The sequence below is a fragment of the Streptomyces sp. NPDC001068 genome (assembly GCF_042897315.1).
Lineage (GTDB): Bacteria > Actinomycetota > Actinomycetes > Streptomycetales > Streptomycetaceae > Streptomyces.
The window spans coordinates 215,649-232,310 of sequence record NZ_JBIAYD010000012.1; the positions used below are offsets into that span (position 1 = coordinate 215,649).

12 protein-coding genes are annotated in these 16,662 nt (G+C 73.3%); 2 read left to right on the top strand and 10 right to left on the bottom strand.

The window, feature by feature from the left end; genetic code table 11:
• Positions 1 to 3: 3 nt before the first annotated feature.
• From ACFY3I_RS31965 to ACFY3I_RS31985, 5 genes are all read right to left on the bottom strand, one after another.
• A complete protein-coding gene (locus ACFY3I_RS31965) occupies positions 4 to 1,170 on the bottom strand; it encodes an acyl-CoA dehydrogenase family protein (protein WP_390864551.1) in 1,167 nt (388 codons plus the stop codon).
• Positions 1,171 to 1,252: 82 nt separating this feature from the next.
• Complete coding sequence (locus tag ACFY3I_RS31970) at positions 1,253 to 3,094, bottom strand: acetyl/propionyl/methylcrotonyl-CoA carboxylase subunit alpha (RefSeq protein ID WP_390864552.1); 1,842 nt, start codon at positions 3,092 to 3,094, stop codon at positions 1,253 to 1,255.
• Positions 3,095 to 3,102: 8 nt separating this feature from the next.
• Entirely contained in the window at positions 3,103 to 4,701 is a 1,599-nt protein-coding gene (locus ACFY3I_RS31975; protein WP_390864553.1) for an acyl-CoA carboxylase subunit beta, read from the bottom strand.
• Entirely contained in the window at positions 4,698 to 6,389 is a 1,692-nt protein-coding gene (locus tag ACFY3I_RS31980; RefSeq protein ID WP_390864554.1) for an acyclic terpene utilization AtuA family protein, read from the bottom strand. The genes ACFY3I_RS31975 and ACFY3I_RS31980 overlap by 4 nt, the downstream gene beginning before the upstream one ends.
• A complete protein-coding gene (locus tag ACFY3I_RS31985) occupies positions 6,386 to 7,180 on the bottom strand; it encodes a TIGR03084 family metal-binding protein (protein ID WP_390864555.1) in 795 nt (264 codons plus the stop codon). Before ACFY3I_RS31985 ends, ACFY3I_RS31980 begins: the two co-directional genes overlap by 4 nt.
• 207 nt (positions 7,181 to 7,387) lie before the next feature.
• On the opposite strand from ACFY3I_RS31985, the gene ACFY3I_RS31990 reads away from it, so the two are divergent.
• Together ACFY3I_RS31990 and ACFY3I_RS31995 are read left to right on the top strand one after the other, a co-directional pair.
• Entirely contained in the window at positions 7,388 to 8,479 is a 1,092-nt protein-coding gene (locus tag ACFY3I_RS31990; protein WP_390864556.1) for a permease, read from the top strand.
• Positions 8,476 to 9,276 carry a TIGR03943 family putative permease subunit gene (locus ACFY3I_RS31995; RefSeq protein ID WP_390864557.1) on the top strand — a complete coding sequence of 267 codons (801 nt, stop codon included), beginning with the start codon at positions 8,476 to 8,478 and terminating at the stop codon, positions 9,274 to 9,276. The genes ACFY3I_RS31990 and ACFY3I_RS31995 overlap by 4 nt, the downstream gene beginning before the upstream one ends.
• Here ACFY3I_RS31995 and ACFY3I_RS32000 read toward each other — a convergent pair.
• The 5 genes from ACFY3I_RS32000 to ACFY3I_RS32020 all read right to left on the bottom strand — a co-directional run bounded on the left by ACFY3I_RS32000 (position 9,246) and on the right by ACFY3I_RS32020 (position 16,578).
• On the bottom strand, positions 9,246 to 10,307 hold the full coding sequence (locus tag ACFY3I_RS32000) for a DMT family transporter (RefSeq protein WP_390864558.1): 1,062 nt from the start codon (positions 10,305 to 10,307) through the stop codon (positions 9,246 to 9,248). The two genes, ACFY3I_RS31995 and ACFY3I_RS32000, sit on opposite strands and share 31 nt — an antisense overlap.
• Before the next feature lie 151 nt (positions 10,308 to 10,458).
• Positions 10,459 to 11,355, bottom strand: a complete 897-nt coding sequence (locus tag ACFY3I_RS32005; protein WP_390864559.1) for a hypothetical protein — start codon at positions 11,353 to 11,355, stop codon at positions 10,459 to 10,461.
• Positions 11,356 to 11,514: 159 nt separating this feature from the next.
• Entirely contained in the window at positions 11,515 to 12,654 is a 1,140-nt protein-coding gene (locus ACFY3I_RS32010) for a lipid II:glycine glycyltransferase FemX (RefSeq protein WP_390864560.1), read from the bottom strand.
• A gap of 235 nt (positions 12,655 to 12,889) precedes the next feature.
• Entirely contained in the window at positions 12,890 to 13,663 is a 774-nt protein-coding gene (locus ACFY3I_RS32015) for a metallophosphoesterase family protein (protein ID WP_390864561.1), read from the bottom strand.
• Positions 13,660 to 16,578 (bottom strand): FAD-binding and (Fe-S)-binding domain-containing protein, encoded by a 2,919-nt coding sequence (locus ACFY3I_RS32020; RefSeq protein ID WP_390864562.1) that lies wholly within the window; start codon positions 16,576 to 16,578, stop codon positions 13,660 to 13,662. The genes ACFY3I_RS32015 and ACFY3I_RS32020 overlap by 4 nt, the downstream gene beginning before the upstream one ends.
• Positions 16,579 to 16,662: the final 84 nt, after the last annotated feature.

Below are 16,662 nucleotides of genomic sequence, written 5' to 3' on the forward strand. Positions count from 1 at the left end.
GGCCTAGTACGACTTGGGCAGGCCCAGGGTCTGGTGGGAGACGTAGTTGAGAATCATCTCCCTGCTCACCGGAGCAATACGAGCCACGCGCGCGGCCGTTATCAACGAGGCGAGTCCGAATTCCCGGGTGAGCCCGTTGCCGCCGAGGGTGTGCACGGACTGGTCGACGGCGCGCACGCACGCCTCGCCCGCCGCGTACTTGGCCATGTTGGCCGCCTCGCCCGCGCCGATGTCGTCGCCGGCGTCGTAGAGGTGGGCCGCCTTCTGCATCATCAGGCGGGCGAGTTCGAGGTCGATGTGGGCCTGGGCGAGGGGGTGCGCGATGGCCTGGTGGGCGCCGATGGGGGTCTTCCAGACGGTGCGCTCGCGCGCGTACTCGATCGCCTTGGACAGGGCGTGGCGTCCCATGCCGATCGCGAAGGCGGCCGTCATGATCCGCTCCGGGTTGAGTCCGGCGAAGAGCTGCAGCAGGCCGGCGTCCTCGTCGCCGACGAGGGCGTCCGCCGGCAGCCGTACGTCGTCCAGGACCAGTTCCCATTGCTTCTCGGCGGCGTTGAGTTCCATGTCGATGGGGTTCTTGTGGAAGCCCTCGGCGTCGGTCGGGACGATGAACAGGCAGGGCTTGAGGCGGCCGGTGCGGGCGTCCTCGGTGCGGCCGACGATCAGGACCGCGTCGGCCATGTCGACGCCGGAGATGAAGACCTTGCGGCCGGTGAGCAGCCAGCCGCCGGTGTCGGGGTCCCGGCGGGCCGTGGTGCTGATGCGGTGCGAGTTGGAGCCGGCGTCGGGTTCGGTGATGCCGAAGGCCATCAGGCGGGAGCCGTCGGAGAGGCCGGGGAGCCAGGCCCGCTTCTGCTCCTCGGTACCGAAGCGGGAGATCACGGTTCCGCAGATGGCGGGCGAGACCACGAGCATGAGGAGCGGGGAGCCGGCGGCGCCGAGTTCTTCGAGCACGATGGAGAGTTCGGTGATGCCGCCGCCTCCGCCGCCGTGCTCCTCCGGGAGGTTCACGCCGAGGTAGCCGAGTTTCCCGGCCTCCTGCCACAGCTCGGTGGGGTGGCGGCCCTCGGCGATGGTGCGGGTGATGTAGGCGCGGCCGTACTTCCTGCCGAGGGCGGCCACGGCTTCGCGGAGTGCCCTGTGCTCGTCGGATTCGATCTGGGGGGTCAACGTGGCTCCTTCGCGTGCGGGTTGTGTGTGGTTGCTCGCGCTCACGCGGCGGCAGCCGCATATCGAATTCAGCCCCGCGCCCCTAAAGGGGCGCCTGCACTACCGCCAGCAGAGAGCCGGGCTCAACCTGTTGGCCGACCGCGGCCCGCAGCTCGCTCAGCGTTCCCGTCACCGGCGCCGTGATCTGGTGCTGCATCTTCATGGCCTCCAGCCACATCAGCGGCTGGCCGGACTCCACAGAGTCGCCCTCCGTCAGCCCCTCCGCGATCCGTACGACCGTGCCCGGCATCGGGGCCAGCAGGGAGCCCGGTGCCAGCTGGGCCTTCGGGTCGGGGAAGCGCGGGAGCGCGGTGAGGGCCGTGCCGTTGACGTGGACCCGGTCGCCGTACACCGACACCTCGAACCGTCGGCGCACGCCGTCGACGTCGAGAACGACCAGACCCGCGTCCGCGCGCACGACCTGTACCCCGTCCGCCGTGAGGCCGTCGCGGGTGTGCCGGTAGTGGACCTCGTGCTCCTCGTCCGCCATCAGGTACCGCTTGGTCTGCGGCTGGGAGGAGAGGTTGCGCCAGCCGCCGAACCGGGAGCGGCCGTGGGCGTCGGCCAGGGCGGCGGCGAGGGGGGCGTGCGGGTCGGGGGCGGGCGCCGTCAGTTCGCTGAGGTGGCGGTCGTAGAAACCGGTGTCCATGCGGGCCGTCGTGAACTCCTCGTGCCGCAGGGAGCGGACGAGGAGGTCGCGGTTGGTGGTCGGACCGTGCAGCGTGGCCCGTTCCAGCGCGTGGGCCAGTCCGCGCAGGGCCTCCGCGCGCGTGGGGGCGTGGGCGACGGCTTTGGCGAGCATGGCGTCGTAGTGCACGCCGATGTCGTCGCCGTCGGTGTAGCCGGTGTCCAGGCGGACGCCGGGGACGGCCAGGCGGTGCAGGGTGCCGGTCTGCGGGGCCCAGTCGCGGGCGGGGTCCTCGGCGTACAGGCGGGCCTCGACCGCGTGGCCGCGGGCGGACGGGGCCTCGGCCGGGAGGGCGTGACCCTCGGCGACGCGGATCTGCTCGGCGACCAGGTCGACGCCGAAGACGGCCTCGGTGACGGGGTGTTCGACCTGGAGGCGGGTGTTCATCTCCAGGAAGTGCGCCCGCCCGTCGGCGACGAGGAACTCCACGGTGCCCGCGCCGACGTAGGAGACGGCGCGGGCGGCACGCACCGCCTGCGCGTACAGCTCCTCGGTGAGCTCATCGGGGAGGCCGGGCGCGGGCGCCTCCTCGATCACCTTCTGGTGCCTGCGCTGGAGCGAGCAGTCGCGGGTGCCCAGCGGCCACACCGTGCCGTGCGCGTCGGCGAGGATCTGCACCTCCACGTGGCGGCCGTGCTCGAGGTAGGGCTCGACGAAGACCTCGCCGTCGCCGAAGGCGCTCGCGGCCTCCGCCCGTGCCCCCTCCAGCGCGGCGGCCAGCTCGTCGAGGCGGCGCACGACGCGCATCCCACGCCCGCCGCCGCCCGCGGCCGCCTTCACCAGCACCGGCAGGTCGGACTCGGTGACCTCGCCGAGCGGCGCGATCCCCATCAGCTCCTTGGCGCGCGTCTTGGACGCCATCGCCTCGATCGCCTCCGGGGGCGGCCCGATCCAGACCAGGCCGGCGTCCAGCACCGCGCGGGCGAAGTCGGCGTTCTCGGAGAGGAAGCCGTATCCGGGGTGCACGGCGTCCGCGCCCGCGCTCACGGCGGCCTTCACCACCAGGTCGCCGCGCAGGTAGGTGTCCGCGGGCGTGGCGCCCGGCAGCCGTACCGCGCTGTCGGCCACGCGCGCGTGCAGCGCGTTCTCGTCGGCGTCCGAGTGCACGGCGACCGTCCTGACACCGAGTTCGGCGCAGGTCCGGAAGATCCGGCAGGCGATCTCGCCCCGGTTGGCGACCAGCAGAGTCGAAATCATGTGATCCCTCACATCCGGAAGACGCCGAAGCCGCCCCGCGCGCCCTCGTAGGGGGCGGTGTGGATGGCGGACAGGCACAGGCCGAGGACGGTACGGGTGTCGCGCGGGTCGATGACGCCGTCGTCGTACAGCCGCCCGGACAGGAACATCGGCAGCGACTCCGACTCGATCTGCTGCTCGACCATGGCGCGCAGCGCGGCGTCGCCGTCCTCGTCGTAGGGCTGCCCCTTCGCGGCGGCCGACTGGCGGGCGACGATCGAGAGCACGCCCGCGAGCTGCTGCGGGCCCATGACGGCCGACTTGGCGCTGGGCCAGGCGAACAGGAACCGGGGGTCGTAGGCACGCCCGCACATGCCGTAGTGGCCGGCACCGTAGGAGGCGCCCAGGAGGACGGACAGGTGCGGTACGCGGCTGTTGCTGACCGCGTTGATCATCATCGCGCCGTGCTTGATGATGCCGCCCTGCTCGTACTCCTTGCCGACCATGTAGCCGGTGGTGTTGTGCAGGAACAGCAGCGGGATGTCGCGCTGGTTGGCGAGCTGGATGAACTGGGCGGCCTTCTGCGACTCCGCGGAGAACAGCACGCCCTGGGCGTTGGCCAGCACCCCCACGGGATAGCCGTGCAGGGTGGCCCAGCCGGTCGTCAGGCTGGTCCCGTACAGCGGTTTGAACTCGTCGAAGTCGGAGGCGTCGACGAGCCGGGCGATCACCTCGCGCGGGTCGAAGGGGACCTTGAGGTCGCCGGGGACGATGCCGAGGAGTTCCTCGGCGGCGTACTTGGGGGGCTCGGCCGGGCCCGGATCCCGGTGCGCCTTGCGGTGGTTGAGGCGGGCGACCACGCGGCGGGCCTGCCGCAGCGCGTCCGGTTCGTCGACGGCGAAGTAGTCGGCGAGACCCGACACGCGCGCGTGCATCTCTGCACCGCCGAGCGACTCGTCGTCGCTCTCCTCGCCGGTGGCCATCTTCACGAGCGGCGGTCCGCCGAGAAAGACCTTGGCGCGTTCCTTGACCATGATCACGTGGTCGGACATGCCGGGGATGTAGGCGCCGCCCGCGGTGGAGTTGCCGAAGACGACCGCGACGGTCGGGATGCCGGCGGCCGAGAGCCGGGTCAGGTCCCGGAAGATGGCCCCGCCCGGGATGAAGATCTCCTTCTGCGAGGGCAGGTCGGCGCCGCCGGACTCGACCAGGCTGATGCAGGGCAGCCGGTTGGCGAGGGCGATGTCGTTGGCCCGCAGCGCCTTCTTCAGCGACCAGGGGTTGCTGGCGCCGCCGCGCACCGTCGGGTCGTTGGCGGTGATCAGGCACTCCACGCCCTCGACCACGCCGATCCCGGTGACCAGCGAGGCGCCGACCGCGTACTCGCTGCCCCAGGCCGCCAGCGGCGACAGCTCCAGGAAGGGGGTGTCGGGGTCGAGGAGGAGCTCGATGCGCTCGCGGGCGAGGAGCTTGCCGCGTCCCCGGTGCCGCGCGGTGTACTTCTCGCCGCCGCCCGCGAGGACCTTGGCGTGCTCGGCGTCCAGGTCGGTGAGCTTGGCGAGCATGGTGTCGCGGTTCGCCCGGTAGTCGGGGTGGTGGGTGTCGAGGGTGGTCTCGATGACCGTCACAGCAGGGCCTCCGGGATGTCCAGGTGGCGGGAGCGAAGCCATTCGCCGAGGGCCTTGGCCTGGGGGTCGAAACGGTGTTGGGCGGCCACACCCCGGCCGAGGATGCCTTCGACGAGGAAGTTCACGGCGCGCAGGTCGGGCAGCAGGTGCCGGGTGACGGTCAGTTCGCGGCTCTCGGGCAGCAGGTGCCGGAAGGCGTCGACGGTCAGGGTGTGCGCGAGCCAGCGCCAGGCCTCGTCCGAGCGCACCCAGACGCCGACGTTGGCGTTCCCGCCCTTGTCACCGCTGCGGGCCCCGGCGACGAGCCCCAGGGGCGCCCGCCGGGTCGGCCCGGCCGGCAGCGGTTCGGGCAGCGGCGGCTCGGGCGGATCCCGCAGTACGAGGGTGTCCTGGGCCGGCGGCACGGGGATCCGGCGCCCGTCGTGGAGGACGGCCACATGTGGCACCTCGCCCTGGGGGACGTACACGTCCTCGAAGACCCCGTAGGGCGCGCCCTTCCCGGGGGGCGCGAGCACATGGAAACCGGGGTAGCTGGCGAGCGCCAGTTCCACGGCGGCTCCGCTCAACGCCCGGCCGACGGCCTCCTGGTCCGGGTCCCGCACGACGAGCCGCAGCAGCGCGCTGGCCGTCTCCTCGGTGTCCGCGTCGGCCCGGTCGGTGCGAGCGAGCTCCCACCGCACCTCCCGCGGGGGCGACTTGGCGAGGGCATCGGCCATCTGTGCCTTGACGAGTGCCGCCTTGGCCTCGATGTCGAGGCCGGTCAGGACGAAGACCACCTCGTTGCGGAAGCCGCCCAACCGGTTGCGGCCGACCTTGAGGGTCGGGGGCGGGGCCTCACCCATGACGCCCTCGATCCGCACCCGGTCCGGGCCGTCCTGGCGCAGCCGCACGGTGTCGAGGCGGGCGGTGACGTCGGGTCCCGCGTACCGGGCGCCGCCCGTCTCGTAGAGGAGCTGCGCGGTCACCGTGCCCACGTCGACGAGTCCGCCCGTGCCGGGGTGCTTGGTGATGACGCAGCTGCCGTCCTCGTGGAGTTCGGCGAGCGGGAACCCGGGCCGCCGCAGGTCCCGTCCGGCCTCCGCGCCGGCTTCGGCGAAGAAGGCGTAGTTGCCGCCGGTGGCCTGGGTTCCGCACTCCAGGACGTGTCCGGCGACGACGGCGCCCGCGAGCCGGTCGTACTCCCCGGGCCCCCAGCCGAAGTGGGCGGCGGCTGGCCCGGTGACGAGGGCGGCGTCGGTGACCCGGCCGGTCACCACGACGTCGGCGCCGGCCCGCAGGCACTCGGCGATCCCGAAGCCGCCGAGGTAGGCGTGGGCGGCGAGGCTGCCGGGGTGGGCGGCGGTGAGGTCGTCGCCCGCCACATGGGCGACGCGCACCGGGATGCCGAGCCGGTCGGCGAGTCGGCGCACGGCGTCGGCGAGTCCGGCCGGGTTGAGACCGCCGGCGTTGGTGACGATCCGTACGCCGCGCTCGTGGGCGAGGCCCAGGCACTCCTCCAACTGGCGCAGGAAGGTGCGGGCGTATCCGGCTCCGGGGTCCTTCAGCCGGTCGCGGCCGAGGATGAGCATGGTCAGCTCGGCGAGGTAGTCGCCGGTGAGCACGTCGAGTCCGCCGCCGGTGAGCATCTCGCGCATGGCGTCGAAGCGGTCGCCGTAGAAGCCGGAGGCGTTGCCTATGCGCAGGGTCACGCGGTGCCGCCCTTCGGGGTGCGGCCGGTGCCGGGCGGTCCCGCGAACGCCTGGGCGATGTCCAGCCAGCGGTCGGCGTCGGCGCCGACCGCCACGAGGGCGAGGTCGGCGCGGTGCGCGCGCTGGGTGACCAGGAGGCAGAAGTCGAGGGCCGCGCCGGTGACGCGGTCTTCGGCGTCCTCGGGGCCGTAGGTCCACAGGTCGCCCGAGGGGGCGGTCAGTTCGACGCGGAACTCCTCGAACGGCACGGGCATCCCGTGCACACCGAAGGCGAAGTCGCGGGTGCGGACGCCGAGCCGGGCGATGTGCCGGAGCCGGTCGGTGGGGGTGCGGGTGGTGCCCAGCGCGTCGGCGACGTCCAGGCCGTGCGCCCAGGTCTCCATCAGCCGCGCGGTGGCCATGGAGGCGACCGACATGGGGGGGCCGTACCAGGGGAACCGGGCTCGGGCGGGCGCGGCGCGCAGCGCCTGGTCCAGGGCCTCGCGTCCGGCCCGCCAGTCCGCCAGCAACCGTGCGGGGGGCTTGGCCGCGCCCTCCTCCGCCCCGTTGTCCACGAAGTCGCCGGGCTGGGCGAGCGCCTTCTCGACCTCACGGGCGAAGGCGTCCTGGTCGGTCGCGGCCAGCAGCGAGGAGTGGTCGGTCCAGGCGAGGTGCGCGATCTGGTGGGCGACTGTCCAGCGGGGTGCGGGGGTGCGAAGAGTCCACTGCTCGGCTCCCAACTCGGCTACCAGCCGGTCGAGTTCCGCACTCTCCTCACGCAGGTCGTCGATGACGGGCGTCGGATCGGACATGGGGAGGAGCATGGCAGCGGCCCGAGAAACAATCAAGCGTGCTTGCATTGAATTCGGCCCACGACCGGAGCGGAGACCCGCCCCTGGGGGGTTCGTGGGTGTTCCTGGGGGATTCCTTGGGACGTCCCGTCGCGGGGGCGGGGGCGGTATGGCCTATGTTCGATCGCGACCATCGGGCGACGAGGTGACGTGGGGGACGGGCGGGGCGTGCGGAGGACAGATGAACTCGCCGTGGCGGCGGAGGCGCCGGCCGCCGCGGAACCCGCGGCCGGCGACCACGGTCCGGCGGCCGCCGCGGCCGACGACCACGGCCAGGCGGCCGGGGCGGACGCGCCCACGCGTGAACTGCCCCGCCACTGGCCGCTGCTGCTGATCGCCGCCGCCGTCCTCCCCGGTACCGCCCTCTTCCTCCTCGGCCAGGGCGTCGGCAAGGCGGCGCTGCAGGCCTGGCAGACGGTGTGCCTCGCGGTCGTCGTGCAGGCGACGCCGTTCCTGCTGCTCGGTACGGCGCTCTCGGGAGCGATCAACGCGTTCGTGCCGGAGCGGGTGTTCACCCGGCTGCTGCCGAAGCGGCCCGCGCTGGCCGTGCCCGTCGCCGGGCTCGCCGGCGTGGTGCTGCCGGGATGCGAGTGCGCGTCGGTACCGGTGGCGAACAGCCTGATCGGGCGCGGGGTCACCCCGGCCGCCGCCTTCGCGTTCCTGCTCTCCGCGCCCGCCATCAACCCGGTCGTGCTCACCGCCACCGCCATCGCCTTCCCGGGCACCCCCCTCATGGTGCTGGCGCGGCTGCTCGCCTCGCTGGTGACCGCCGCCGTGATGGGCTGGCTGTGGCTCTGGCTGGGCCGCGCGGAGTGGCTGCGGCCGGCCGTACGGCACACCGGGCACCAGCGGGGCCGCGGCCGCTGGACGGAGTTCCGGCGCGGCTTCCAGCACGACTTCCTGCAGGCGGGGGGTTTCCTGGTGGTCGGCGCGATGGCCGCGGCCACCTTCAACGTGGCGGTGCCGCGCTCGGTGCTCGACACCTTCTCCGGCTCGCCGTGGCTGTCGGTGCCGTTCCTGGCGGCGCTGGCGATCATCCTCGCGGTGTGTTCGGAGGCCGACGCGTTCGTGGCGTCGTCGCTCACGGGCTTCTCGCCCACTGCCCGGCTGGCGTTCATGGTGGTCGGGCCCATGGTCGACCTCAAGCTGATCGCGTTGCAGACGGGTACGTTCGGCCGGGCCTTCGCGATCCGGTTCTCGGCCGCCACGACGGTCGTCGCGGTCCTGTGCAGTGTGCTGGCCGGAGGGGTGCTCCTGTGAGACGTCCGCTTCAGGTGACCCTGCTGGCCCTCAGCGGCCTCGGCCTGCTGCACGCCTCCCTCTTCACCGACATGTGCCTGCGCTACGTCAAGCCCGGAATGCGCCCGCTGCTGGTCGTCTCCGGGTTCGTGCTGCTGGTGCTGGCCGTCGCGGAGGCGGCGACGCGGGACAGCCACGCACGTGGCGCCGGACCACACGGTGCCGGGCCACATGACGCCGAACCCCATAGCGCCGAACCACATGGTGCCGAACCCCATAGCGCCGAACCGCACGGTCACGACCACTCCGCCGTGCCCCGGGTCGCCTGGCTGCTCCTGCTGCCCGCGCTGAGCCTGCTCTTCTACGCCCCGCCGGCGCTCGGCGCGTACACCGCCTCCCGGCAGCCCGCCAAGGTCGTGGCGGAGCGGGACGGCTTCGACGCGCTGCCCAGCACCTCACCGCTGCCCATCACCCTCACGGACTTCACCACGCGGGTGCAGCAGGACCGCTCGCTGGCCATCAAGGGCCGGACCGTGCAGATGAGCGGGCTGGTCACGCCCGTCGCGGGCGGCGGCAGCTGGGATCTGACCCGGATCATCATCTCGTGCTGCGCCGCCGACGCGCAGTCGGTGAAGGTGCGGATCTACGGCAGCACCGTCCCGCCCGCCGACACCTGGGTGTCGGTCACGGGGAACTGGCATCCCGGCGGAAAGCTGGGCACGAGGTCCGCGCCGGTCGCGGTGGACGCCCAGACCGTGAAGAGGATCCGGAAGCCGTCCAACGGCTATCAGGACGCGCTGCCGTTCCCCTCCGGCTGAGCGCCGGCCACCGGCCCCGGCTGAGCGCCCACCGCCGGCTCCGGCTGGAGCACCGCCACGGACTCCGGCTGGACCACGGCCGCCGACTCCGGCTGGGTGCCGCCCGCCTGTTTCCGGTCGCGGCCCACCTGGGTGCGGACCGCGCCGATGCTGGCCGCGATGACGAGGGCGACGGCGGCCGCCTGGGCGGCCGACAGCGTCTGGTCGAGGATGAGGAAGCCGGCCGTGGCCGCGATCGCCGGTTCCAGGCTCATGAGGACGGCGAAGGTGTGGGCGGGCAGCCGGCGCAGGGCGAGGAGTTCGAGGGTGTAGGGAAGGACGGAGGAGAGGACCGCGACCGACGAGCCGAGCGCGAGGGTGGTCGGATCGAGGAGCTTGCCGCCTGCCTCGGCGATGCCCAGCGGGAGGAAGAGCAGGGCGGCGACCGCCATGGCGAGGGCGAGACCGTCGGCCTGCGGGAAGCGGCGGCCCGTCCGCGCGCTGAAGATGATGTAGGTGGCCCACATGGCTCCGGCGCCCAGGGCCAGACCCACGCCCACGGGGTCGAGACCGCTGAAGTTGCCGCCGCCGAGCAGGAAGACACCGGCCAGCGCCAGGGCCGCCCACAGCGCGTTGATCAGGCGCCGGGAGGCCAGCACGGACAGGGCGAGCGGTCCGAGCACTTCGAGGGTGACGGCGAGGCCCAGCGGGATACGGGCGACGGCCTCGTAGAAGAGGCCGTTCATCGCGCCCATGGTGACGCCGAAGACGACGACCGTGCCCCAGTCGGTGCGGGAGTGACCGCGCAGCCGGGGGCGGCAGACGACGAGCAGGATCACGGCGGCGGCGAAGAGCCGCAGGCAGACCACGCCCAGGGCGCCCGCCCTCGGCATCAGGGTCACCGCGACGGCGGCGCCGAACTGCACGGAGATCCCGCCGGCCAGCACCAGGCCGACGGGGCCGAGAGAGCCGAATCGGCCCTCCGGTGCACCACCGGCGGCGGGCGCGGACACGGGTGTGGGCGTCGGCTGTGAGGTGCTGGGGGTGGTCACGGGCGGTCCAGGGGAGCTCGTCGTTCATTGCGATGCACTGCTCAGTCCAGGGTAATGGACTCAGACAGGCGCGTGAAGCCCCTATGGAACTGTCCGGGGACGGGAAGCCCGGCGGCCGAGCGCCGCACCGCCGGGCGGTGAGCCGCGGAGGTTACTTCACGTCGACGTAGTCACCGGTCGCCGTCGAGGCGCCGGTGGTGGCGTTGGTCGCGAAGGAGAAGCGGTAGTACCCGTCGACCGTGGCCGTGGTCGTGGTCTTGAGCGCGCCGCCGGTGCCGGCGGTGATGCCCTTCACGTTGGTGTAGGTGCTGCTGGTCTTCTTACGGAACTGCAGCACCACCTTCTGGCCGGAGTAGCCGCCGTACGTGCCGGTGTCCCAGTTGGCGCGCGTCAGCTTGCCCGTGACGGTGACGGTCTTGCCCTTCTTCACCGGCTCCGGCGCGGCGTCGACGGTCAGCTTGGACGCCTTCTTGATCTTGGCGGTGGTCACGCTGTCGTCGAAGCTGGCGTTCGCGGAGAGGTCGTAACCGCCCAGGGCGAACTTCCAGGTGCCGGCGGCGCCGTTGCCCTTCATGTCGGTGGCCGCGCTGATGTGGAAGACGGCCTTGCAGCTGTAGACGCCGGTCTGGGTCGTCGACTCCGTGCAGACGGGGTCGTCGTCGGTGCCCAGGGCGCCGGTGATGGTGTCCACGCTGGAGGGGTCGGTGCCCTGCCAGAGGAAGGCCTCCGTGAGCGCGACACCGTTCGCACTGGTGGCGGTGTAGGTGGCGGTCACGGACTGCCTGGTGGTGGTCCCGAGGACGATGTCCTTGCCGCCGTTGACGACGCCCTTCGAGAAGGTGATGTCACCCACGGCGTCCATCGGGCGGACGGTCCTGGCGGTGCCCGCCGCGTTCGCGGACTTCGCGGGGCCGGCGGAGTGCGCGGAGAGCGCGCTGAGCTGCGCCCGCGCATCCGGGCCCTCCGCCGCCTGGGCGGCCACCGGAACGACGAGCGCGGACAGCACCGCCGCGCCGGAGATGACGGTGGCCGCGACGCGTATACGCATGTGAATCCCCCTGGGATCGCGAGAGGCCCGCCGGAACGACTCCCGGCCGGGCCCGTTGGCGTACGCAGCGTACGGATCAAGTGGAGAATTCTTGAAGATCCTCTGCGCAATAGCCGTGTAACAGAATCGAACTGACGGCCGTTCACACACCGGGACGCGTCACCGACGGGCCATGTACAGCTCGAACGCCTTGTGGAGCAGCTTGTTGAGCGGGAAGTCCCACTCTCCGAGGTACTCGACGGCCTCTCCGCCCGCGCCGACCTTGAAGCGGAGCAGGCCGAGCAGGTGGTCGGACTCCTCCAGGGTGTCGGTGATGCCCCTGAAGTCGTAGACGGCGGCGCCGAGTTCGTGGGCGTCGCACATCATCCGCCACTGGACGGCGTTGCTCGGCTGGACCTCGCGCCTGCGGCTGGTGGAGGCCCCGTAGGAGTACCAGACGTGGTCGCCGACGGTGAGCATGGTGGCGGCGGCGAGGATCTCGCCCTCGTGGTGGGCGAGGTAGAGGCGCATGCGGTCGGGGTGTTCGGCGGTGAGGGCGGTCCACATGCGCTGGAAGTAGGGAAGGGGACGCGGGATGAAGCGGTCCCGTTCGGCGGTCTCGGCGTACAGCTCGTAGAAGTCGGGCAGGTCCTCGTAGCCGCCGCGGACGACCTTGACCCCGGCCTTGTCGGCCTTCTTCACGTTGCGCCGCCACTGCTGGTTGAGCCCGCCCCGGACGTCGTCCAGCGAACGTCCGGAAAAGGGGACCTGGCACACGAACCGGGGCTGACCGGCCGCGAACCCGTCCTCGGCGCCGGCCGCCGCCTGCCGCCATCCCGACCGGCGCAGCCGTTCGGCGAGTTCGAGGGCGCGGGGTTCCTCCGAGGTCGCGGCCGCGTCCCGCAGCTTCCGGGCGGCGGGGTCGGCGATCGCCTGCTTCACGGCCTCCGGGCTCCACCGTCGTACGACGACGGGCGGCCCCATCTTCACCGTGAACGCCCCGCGTTCCCTCAGGTACGCCAGCAGCGGGTCGAGCCAGCGTTCCAGCGCCGGGTCCTGCCAGTCGATGACCGGCCCCTCCGGCAGATAGGCGAGACACCGCTTCAGCCTGGGCAGCGCCCGCAGCAGCACCAGCGCGGCGCCGACCATCCGTCCCTCCCCGTCGAACCAGCCCAGGCTCTCCGCCCGCCAGTCGGGCTTCACGTCGCCCCAGGACGGCACCTGCATATGGCTCGGGGAGGGGCGGCGGGAGTCGACGAAGGCGAGGTGTTCGGCGCGGGAGACGGGCTGGATTCGGAGGACTGCGGAGGCTGACGTCATGGGCGGAGGCTCCTCGGGTTCTTCCTGGACGGACGGACGCCCGGCGGACCGGCCGGCTTCGGTGCCGCCGGCCAACGGCCACCGGCCGCCGCGTATCAAGCAGAACAGACGCGGACCTGGTCGGAAACGTTTCCGCGCGGGTCGGTGAGGGTGTGTCGGGGACTCGCGGCGGACACGGTCCCGCCCCGGACGCCCACCCCGACACCGTCCCGCCGCGGACGCCCACCCCGACGGCCTACGATGACCTGCCGTCGCCGGGTCCGAACGCCGTCAGGGCCTCCGTGTCGGTCACCCTGGCGGTGAGGTAGCAGTCCGCCCACTCCGCGATGTCCGGGTACGCGCACTCGGCGCGGAGCCGGGCGATCGCCGCCGGGACGTCGTACGAGGTCACCCGCAGGTCGGTGCCGGGACCCAGCAGGCACCAGTGGGCACCCGGCCTGCCGTAGGGCATCCCCACGCTGCCGGGGTTGACGACCAGACGGCCGTGGACCAGCCGGATGTACGGCATGTGGGTGTGGCCGCAGACGACGGTCCGCACGGCGGGGTCGACACCGGCGAGGACCTCCGCCCAGCGCCGTGGCGCGGAGTCCACCAGGACGATCTCCTCGTCGTCGCGGGGTGTCGCGTGACAGAACAGGACCCGGCCCAGGCCGCGCACCGTGAGGGTCGCGGTCCTCGGCAGCGCGGCGAGGAAGTCGACCTGCTCGGCGCTGAGCGCGTTCGCCGCGAACGGGCCGATCGGGTCCGGGATGCCGTCGCGTACGCCCCTGCGGTACTCCACCAGCTCCCGGTCCGCGTTTCCGGACAGCCAAAGCACCCGGTCGCCCAGCCCGCGCAGCGCCTCGACGACCTGGCCCGGCTGCGGGCCCGCCGTGATGTCACCGGTCAGGACGATGCGGTCCGCCGCCACCACGTCAGGTTCCGCTAGGACCGCCTCCAGCGCGGGCAGCACCCCGTGGATGTCGGAGAGGACCGCCACCCGGGCCGATTCGGTCGCGGTCACCGTCATTTCCCGTCCCCCTCCGGTTCCAGCCCCTCGGCGAGCACCTCCGCCAGATGCCTGCCCCGGACCCCCGCCAGCTGTGCCAGCTGGGTCCGGCAGGAGAAGCCGTCCGCCAGGATCACCGTGTCCTCGGGCGCCCCGGCCACCGCCGGCAGCAGGCGCTCCTGTGCGCAGGCCCTCGACACCTCGAAGTGCCCTTTCTCGAAGCCGAAGTTGCCGGCCAGTCCGCAGCAGCCGCCGACCAGCTCGCCGGTGAGGGCGGCGGCCTCGCGCAGACGGCGGTCGGCGGTGTCGCCCAGCACCGCATGCTGGTGGCAGTGGGTCTGCCCGGTGACCCGGCGGTCCAGGCGGGGCGGGGTCCACCCCGGGGCCAGGCGTTCCAGCGCCTCCGCGAAGGTGACCACCGCCCCCGCCAGCCGGGCCGCGCGCGGGTCGTCCGGGAGGAGTTCCGGCAGGTCGGCGCGGAGTGCCGCCGCGCAGCTGGGTTCGAGGACCACGAACACGGGCGCTCCCCGCGCGTCGGCCGGTCCCGGTGGCAGAAGGGGGTCCAGGAGATCCAGCGTGCGGCGCAACACGGCGCGGGCCTCGTCCAGTTGGCCCGTCGAGACGTACGTCAGCCCGCAGCACGCGCGGGAGTCCCGGAACGGCCGCGGCCGCGTCGGCAGCTCCGCCACCACGATCCCCGCCGCCTCCAGTACCCGTACCGCCGCCCGGCCCACGGACGGTGACAGGTACTCCGTGAACGTGTCCGGCCAGAGGTGGACCGCCGGTGCCTGCGGCTCCGGCCGACGGCCCGCTCCCGCACGCTCCGCTCCCCCGGCCTCCATCCGGGCCCGTCGCCCTGCCCGTACCCGGCCCCGCGGGCGCGCGCGTCGCCGCAGCCACCGGCTGAACGGCTCGCGCGCCAGGCGCGGGAACTCCCGCTCGGGCGCGATCCCGCCGAGGCGTCCGGCCAGCGCGGCCAGCGGGCGCACCGCGGCGAGCGCGTTGACCAGCCACGCCGTGCGCGTGCCGGCCACCAGGCGCAGCCAGCGCGGCAGCCGTCCCATGCTGTAGTGCGACAGGGGACGCCGCCGTCCCGCGTAGTGGTGGTGCAGGAACTCCGCCTTGTAGGTGGCCATGTCCACCCCCACCGGGCAGTCCGACCGGCAGCCCTTGCAGGACAGGCACAGGTCCAGGGCGTCCCGGACCTCCGTCGACCGCCAGCCGTCCGTCACCAGCTCGCCCGCCAGCATCTCGTGCAGCAGCCGGGCCCGGCCGCGGGTCGAGTGCTCCTCCTCGCCCGTGGCCCGGAAGGACGGGCACATCACGGACGGGCCGGACGCCTCGGTCGTACGGCACTTCGCCACCCCCACGCAGCGGCGGACGGCCGCCGAGAAGTCACCGTGGTCGGCGGGGTAGGCGAAGGCCACCGGGAGCGGCTCGCGGGGCAAAACGGCGAAGCGCAGGTTCGTGTCCAGCGGGGCGGGGCGCACCAGCATGCCGGGGTTGAGCAGGTCGTCGGGGTCCCAGATGCCCTTCGCGCGCTCGAACAGGGCCACCGTCCGCGCGCCGTACATCCGCGGCAGCAGCTCCGCCCGTGCCTGGCCGTCCCCGTGCTCCCCGGACAGCGAGCCGCCGTGGGCGACGACGAGGTCCGCCAGTTCCTCCGAGAAGCGCCGGAAGCGGGCCACCCCGGCAGCCCCGAGCAGGTCGAAGTCGATGCGGACGTGGATGCAGCCGTCCCCGAAGTGGCCGTAGGGGGTGCCGCGCAGGCCGTGGGCGGCCAGCAGGCGCCGGAAGTCCCGCAGGTACGCGCCCAGTCGGGCGGGCGGTACCGCGCAGTCCTCCCAGCCGGGCCAGGCCTCGCTGCCGTCCGGCATGCGGGTCGCCGTACCGGAGGCGTCCTCGCGGATGCGCCACAGGGCGCGCTGCGCGGCCGGGTCGGTGACGACGAGCGCGTCGAGGGCGTCGGCCGCGCGGACGACGGACCCGGCACGCGCGCGTGCCTGCCCGGGCGCGTCGCCGCCGGTCTCCACGAACAGCCAGGCGCCGCCGCGCGGCAGCCCGGCCGGGGTCCGCACCAGGTCGGCGGCCATGCCCTCCACGGTCAGCGGGGCGGCGGCGAGCAGTCCGGCCGCCGCTTCCGCGGCGGCGCTCTCGTCGGCGTACCCGAGCACCGCGAGGGCACGCGCGCGAGGGGACTCGACGAGGCGGACGGTCGCCTCGGTGAGGATGCCCAGCGTGCCCTCGCTGCCGCAGAAGGAGCGGGCCACGTCGGCGCCCCGCTCGGGGAGGAGGGCGTCCAGCGCGTACCCGGAGATGCGGCGGGGCAGGTCGGGGAAGCCGGTGCGCAGCGGGGCAAGTTCCCCTGCGACCAGCTCGCGCAGGCCCCGCGGTGCCCCGGCCCAGTCCTGTCCCAGCCGCAGCCGGCCGCCCCGCGCGGTGAGCACGTCCAGTTCGAGGACGCTGTCGGCGGTGGTGCCCCAGGCCACGCTGTGCGAGCCGCACGAGTTGTTGCCGATCATGCCGCCGAGGGTGCAGCGGCCGTGTGTGGAGGGGTCCGGGCCGAAGCGCAGGCCGTGCGGGGCGGCCGCCTCCTGCAGTCGGTCCAGGACCAGACCCGGTTGGACGACGGCCGTACGGGTGGCCGCGTCCAGGGACACCAGCCGGTTCATGTGCCGGGTGAAGTCCAGCACCACGCCGGTTCCGGTGGCCTGTCCCGCGATCGAGGTGCCCCCGCCGCGGGCGACCACCGGCACACCGTGCGCCCGGCACACCTCCAGGGCCGCCGCCACGTCGTCCGCGTCCCGGGGGGCCACCACGCCCACCGGGACCCGCCGGTAGTTGGACGCGTCCATGGTGACCAGCGCCCGGGAGGTGACGTCGAATCCGACCTCGCCCCGGACGGCCGCGCGCAGCTCAGCCTCCAGCTCCACCATGCCTCCCAGTCTGCCCGCCGGCACCGGCGGTGACGCGGGACGCGGACCCGCGCCGGACGGCGCACACCCGCCCGTCTCACCCGA

Bases quoted from the DNA above. Each gene is read 5' to 3' on its own strand.
- ACFY3I_RS32015 (WP_390864561.1), bottom strand. From the start codon at position 13,663: ATGACGGTGACCGCGACCGAATCGGCCCGGGTGGCGGTCCTCTCCGAC.
- ACFY3I_RS32005 (WP_390864559.1), bottom strand. From the start codon at position 11,355: ATGCGTATACGCGTCGCGGCCACCGTCATCTCCGGCGCGGCGGTGCTG.
- ACFY3I_RS31970 (WP_390864552.1), bottom strand. From the start codon at position 3,094: ATGATTTCGACTCTGCTGGTCGCCAACCGGGGCGAGATCGCCTGCCGG.
- ACFY3I_RS31985 (WP_390864555.1), bottom strand. From the start codon at position 7,180: ATGTCCGATCCGACGCCCGTCATCGACGACCTGCGTGAGGAGAGTGCG.
- ACFY3I_RS32010 (WP_390864560.1), bottom strand. From the start codon at position 12,654: ATGACGTCAGCCTCCGCAGTCCTCCGAATCCAGCCCGTCTCCCGCGCC.
- ACFY3I_RS32020 (WP_390864562.1), bottom strand. From the start codon at position 16,578: ATGGTGGAGCTGGAGGCTGAGCTGCGCGCGGCCGTCCGGGGCGAGGTC.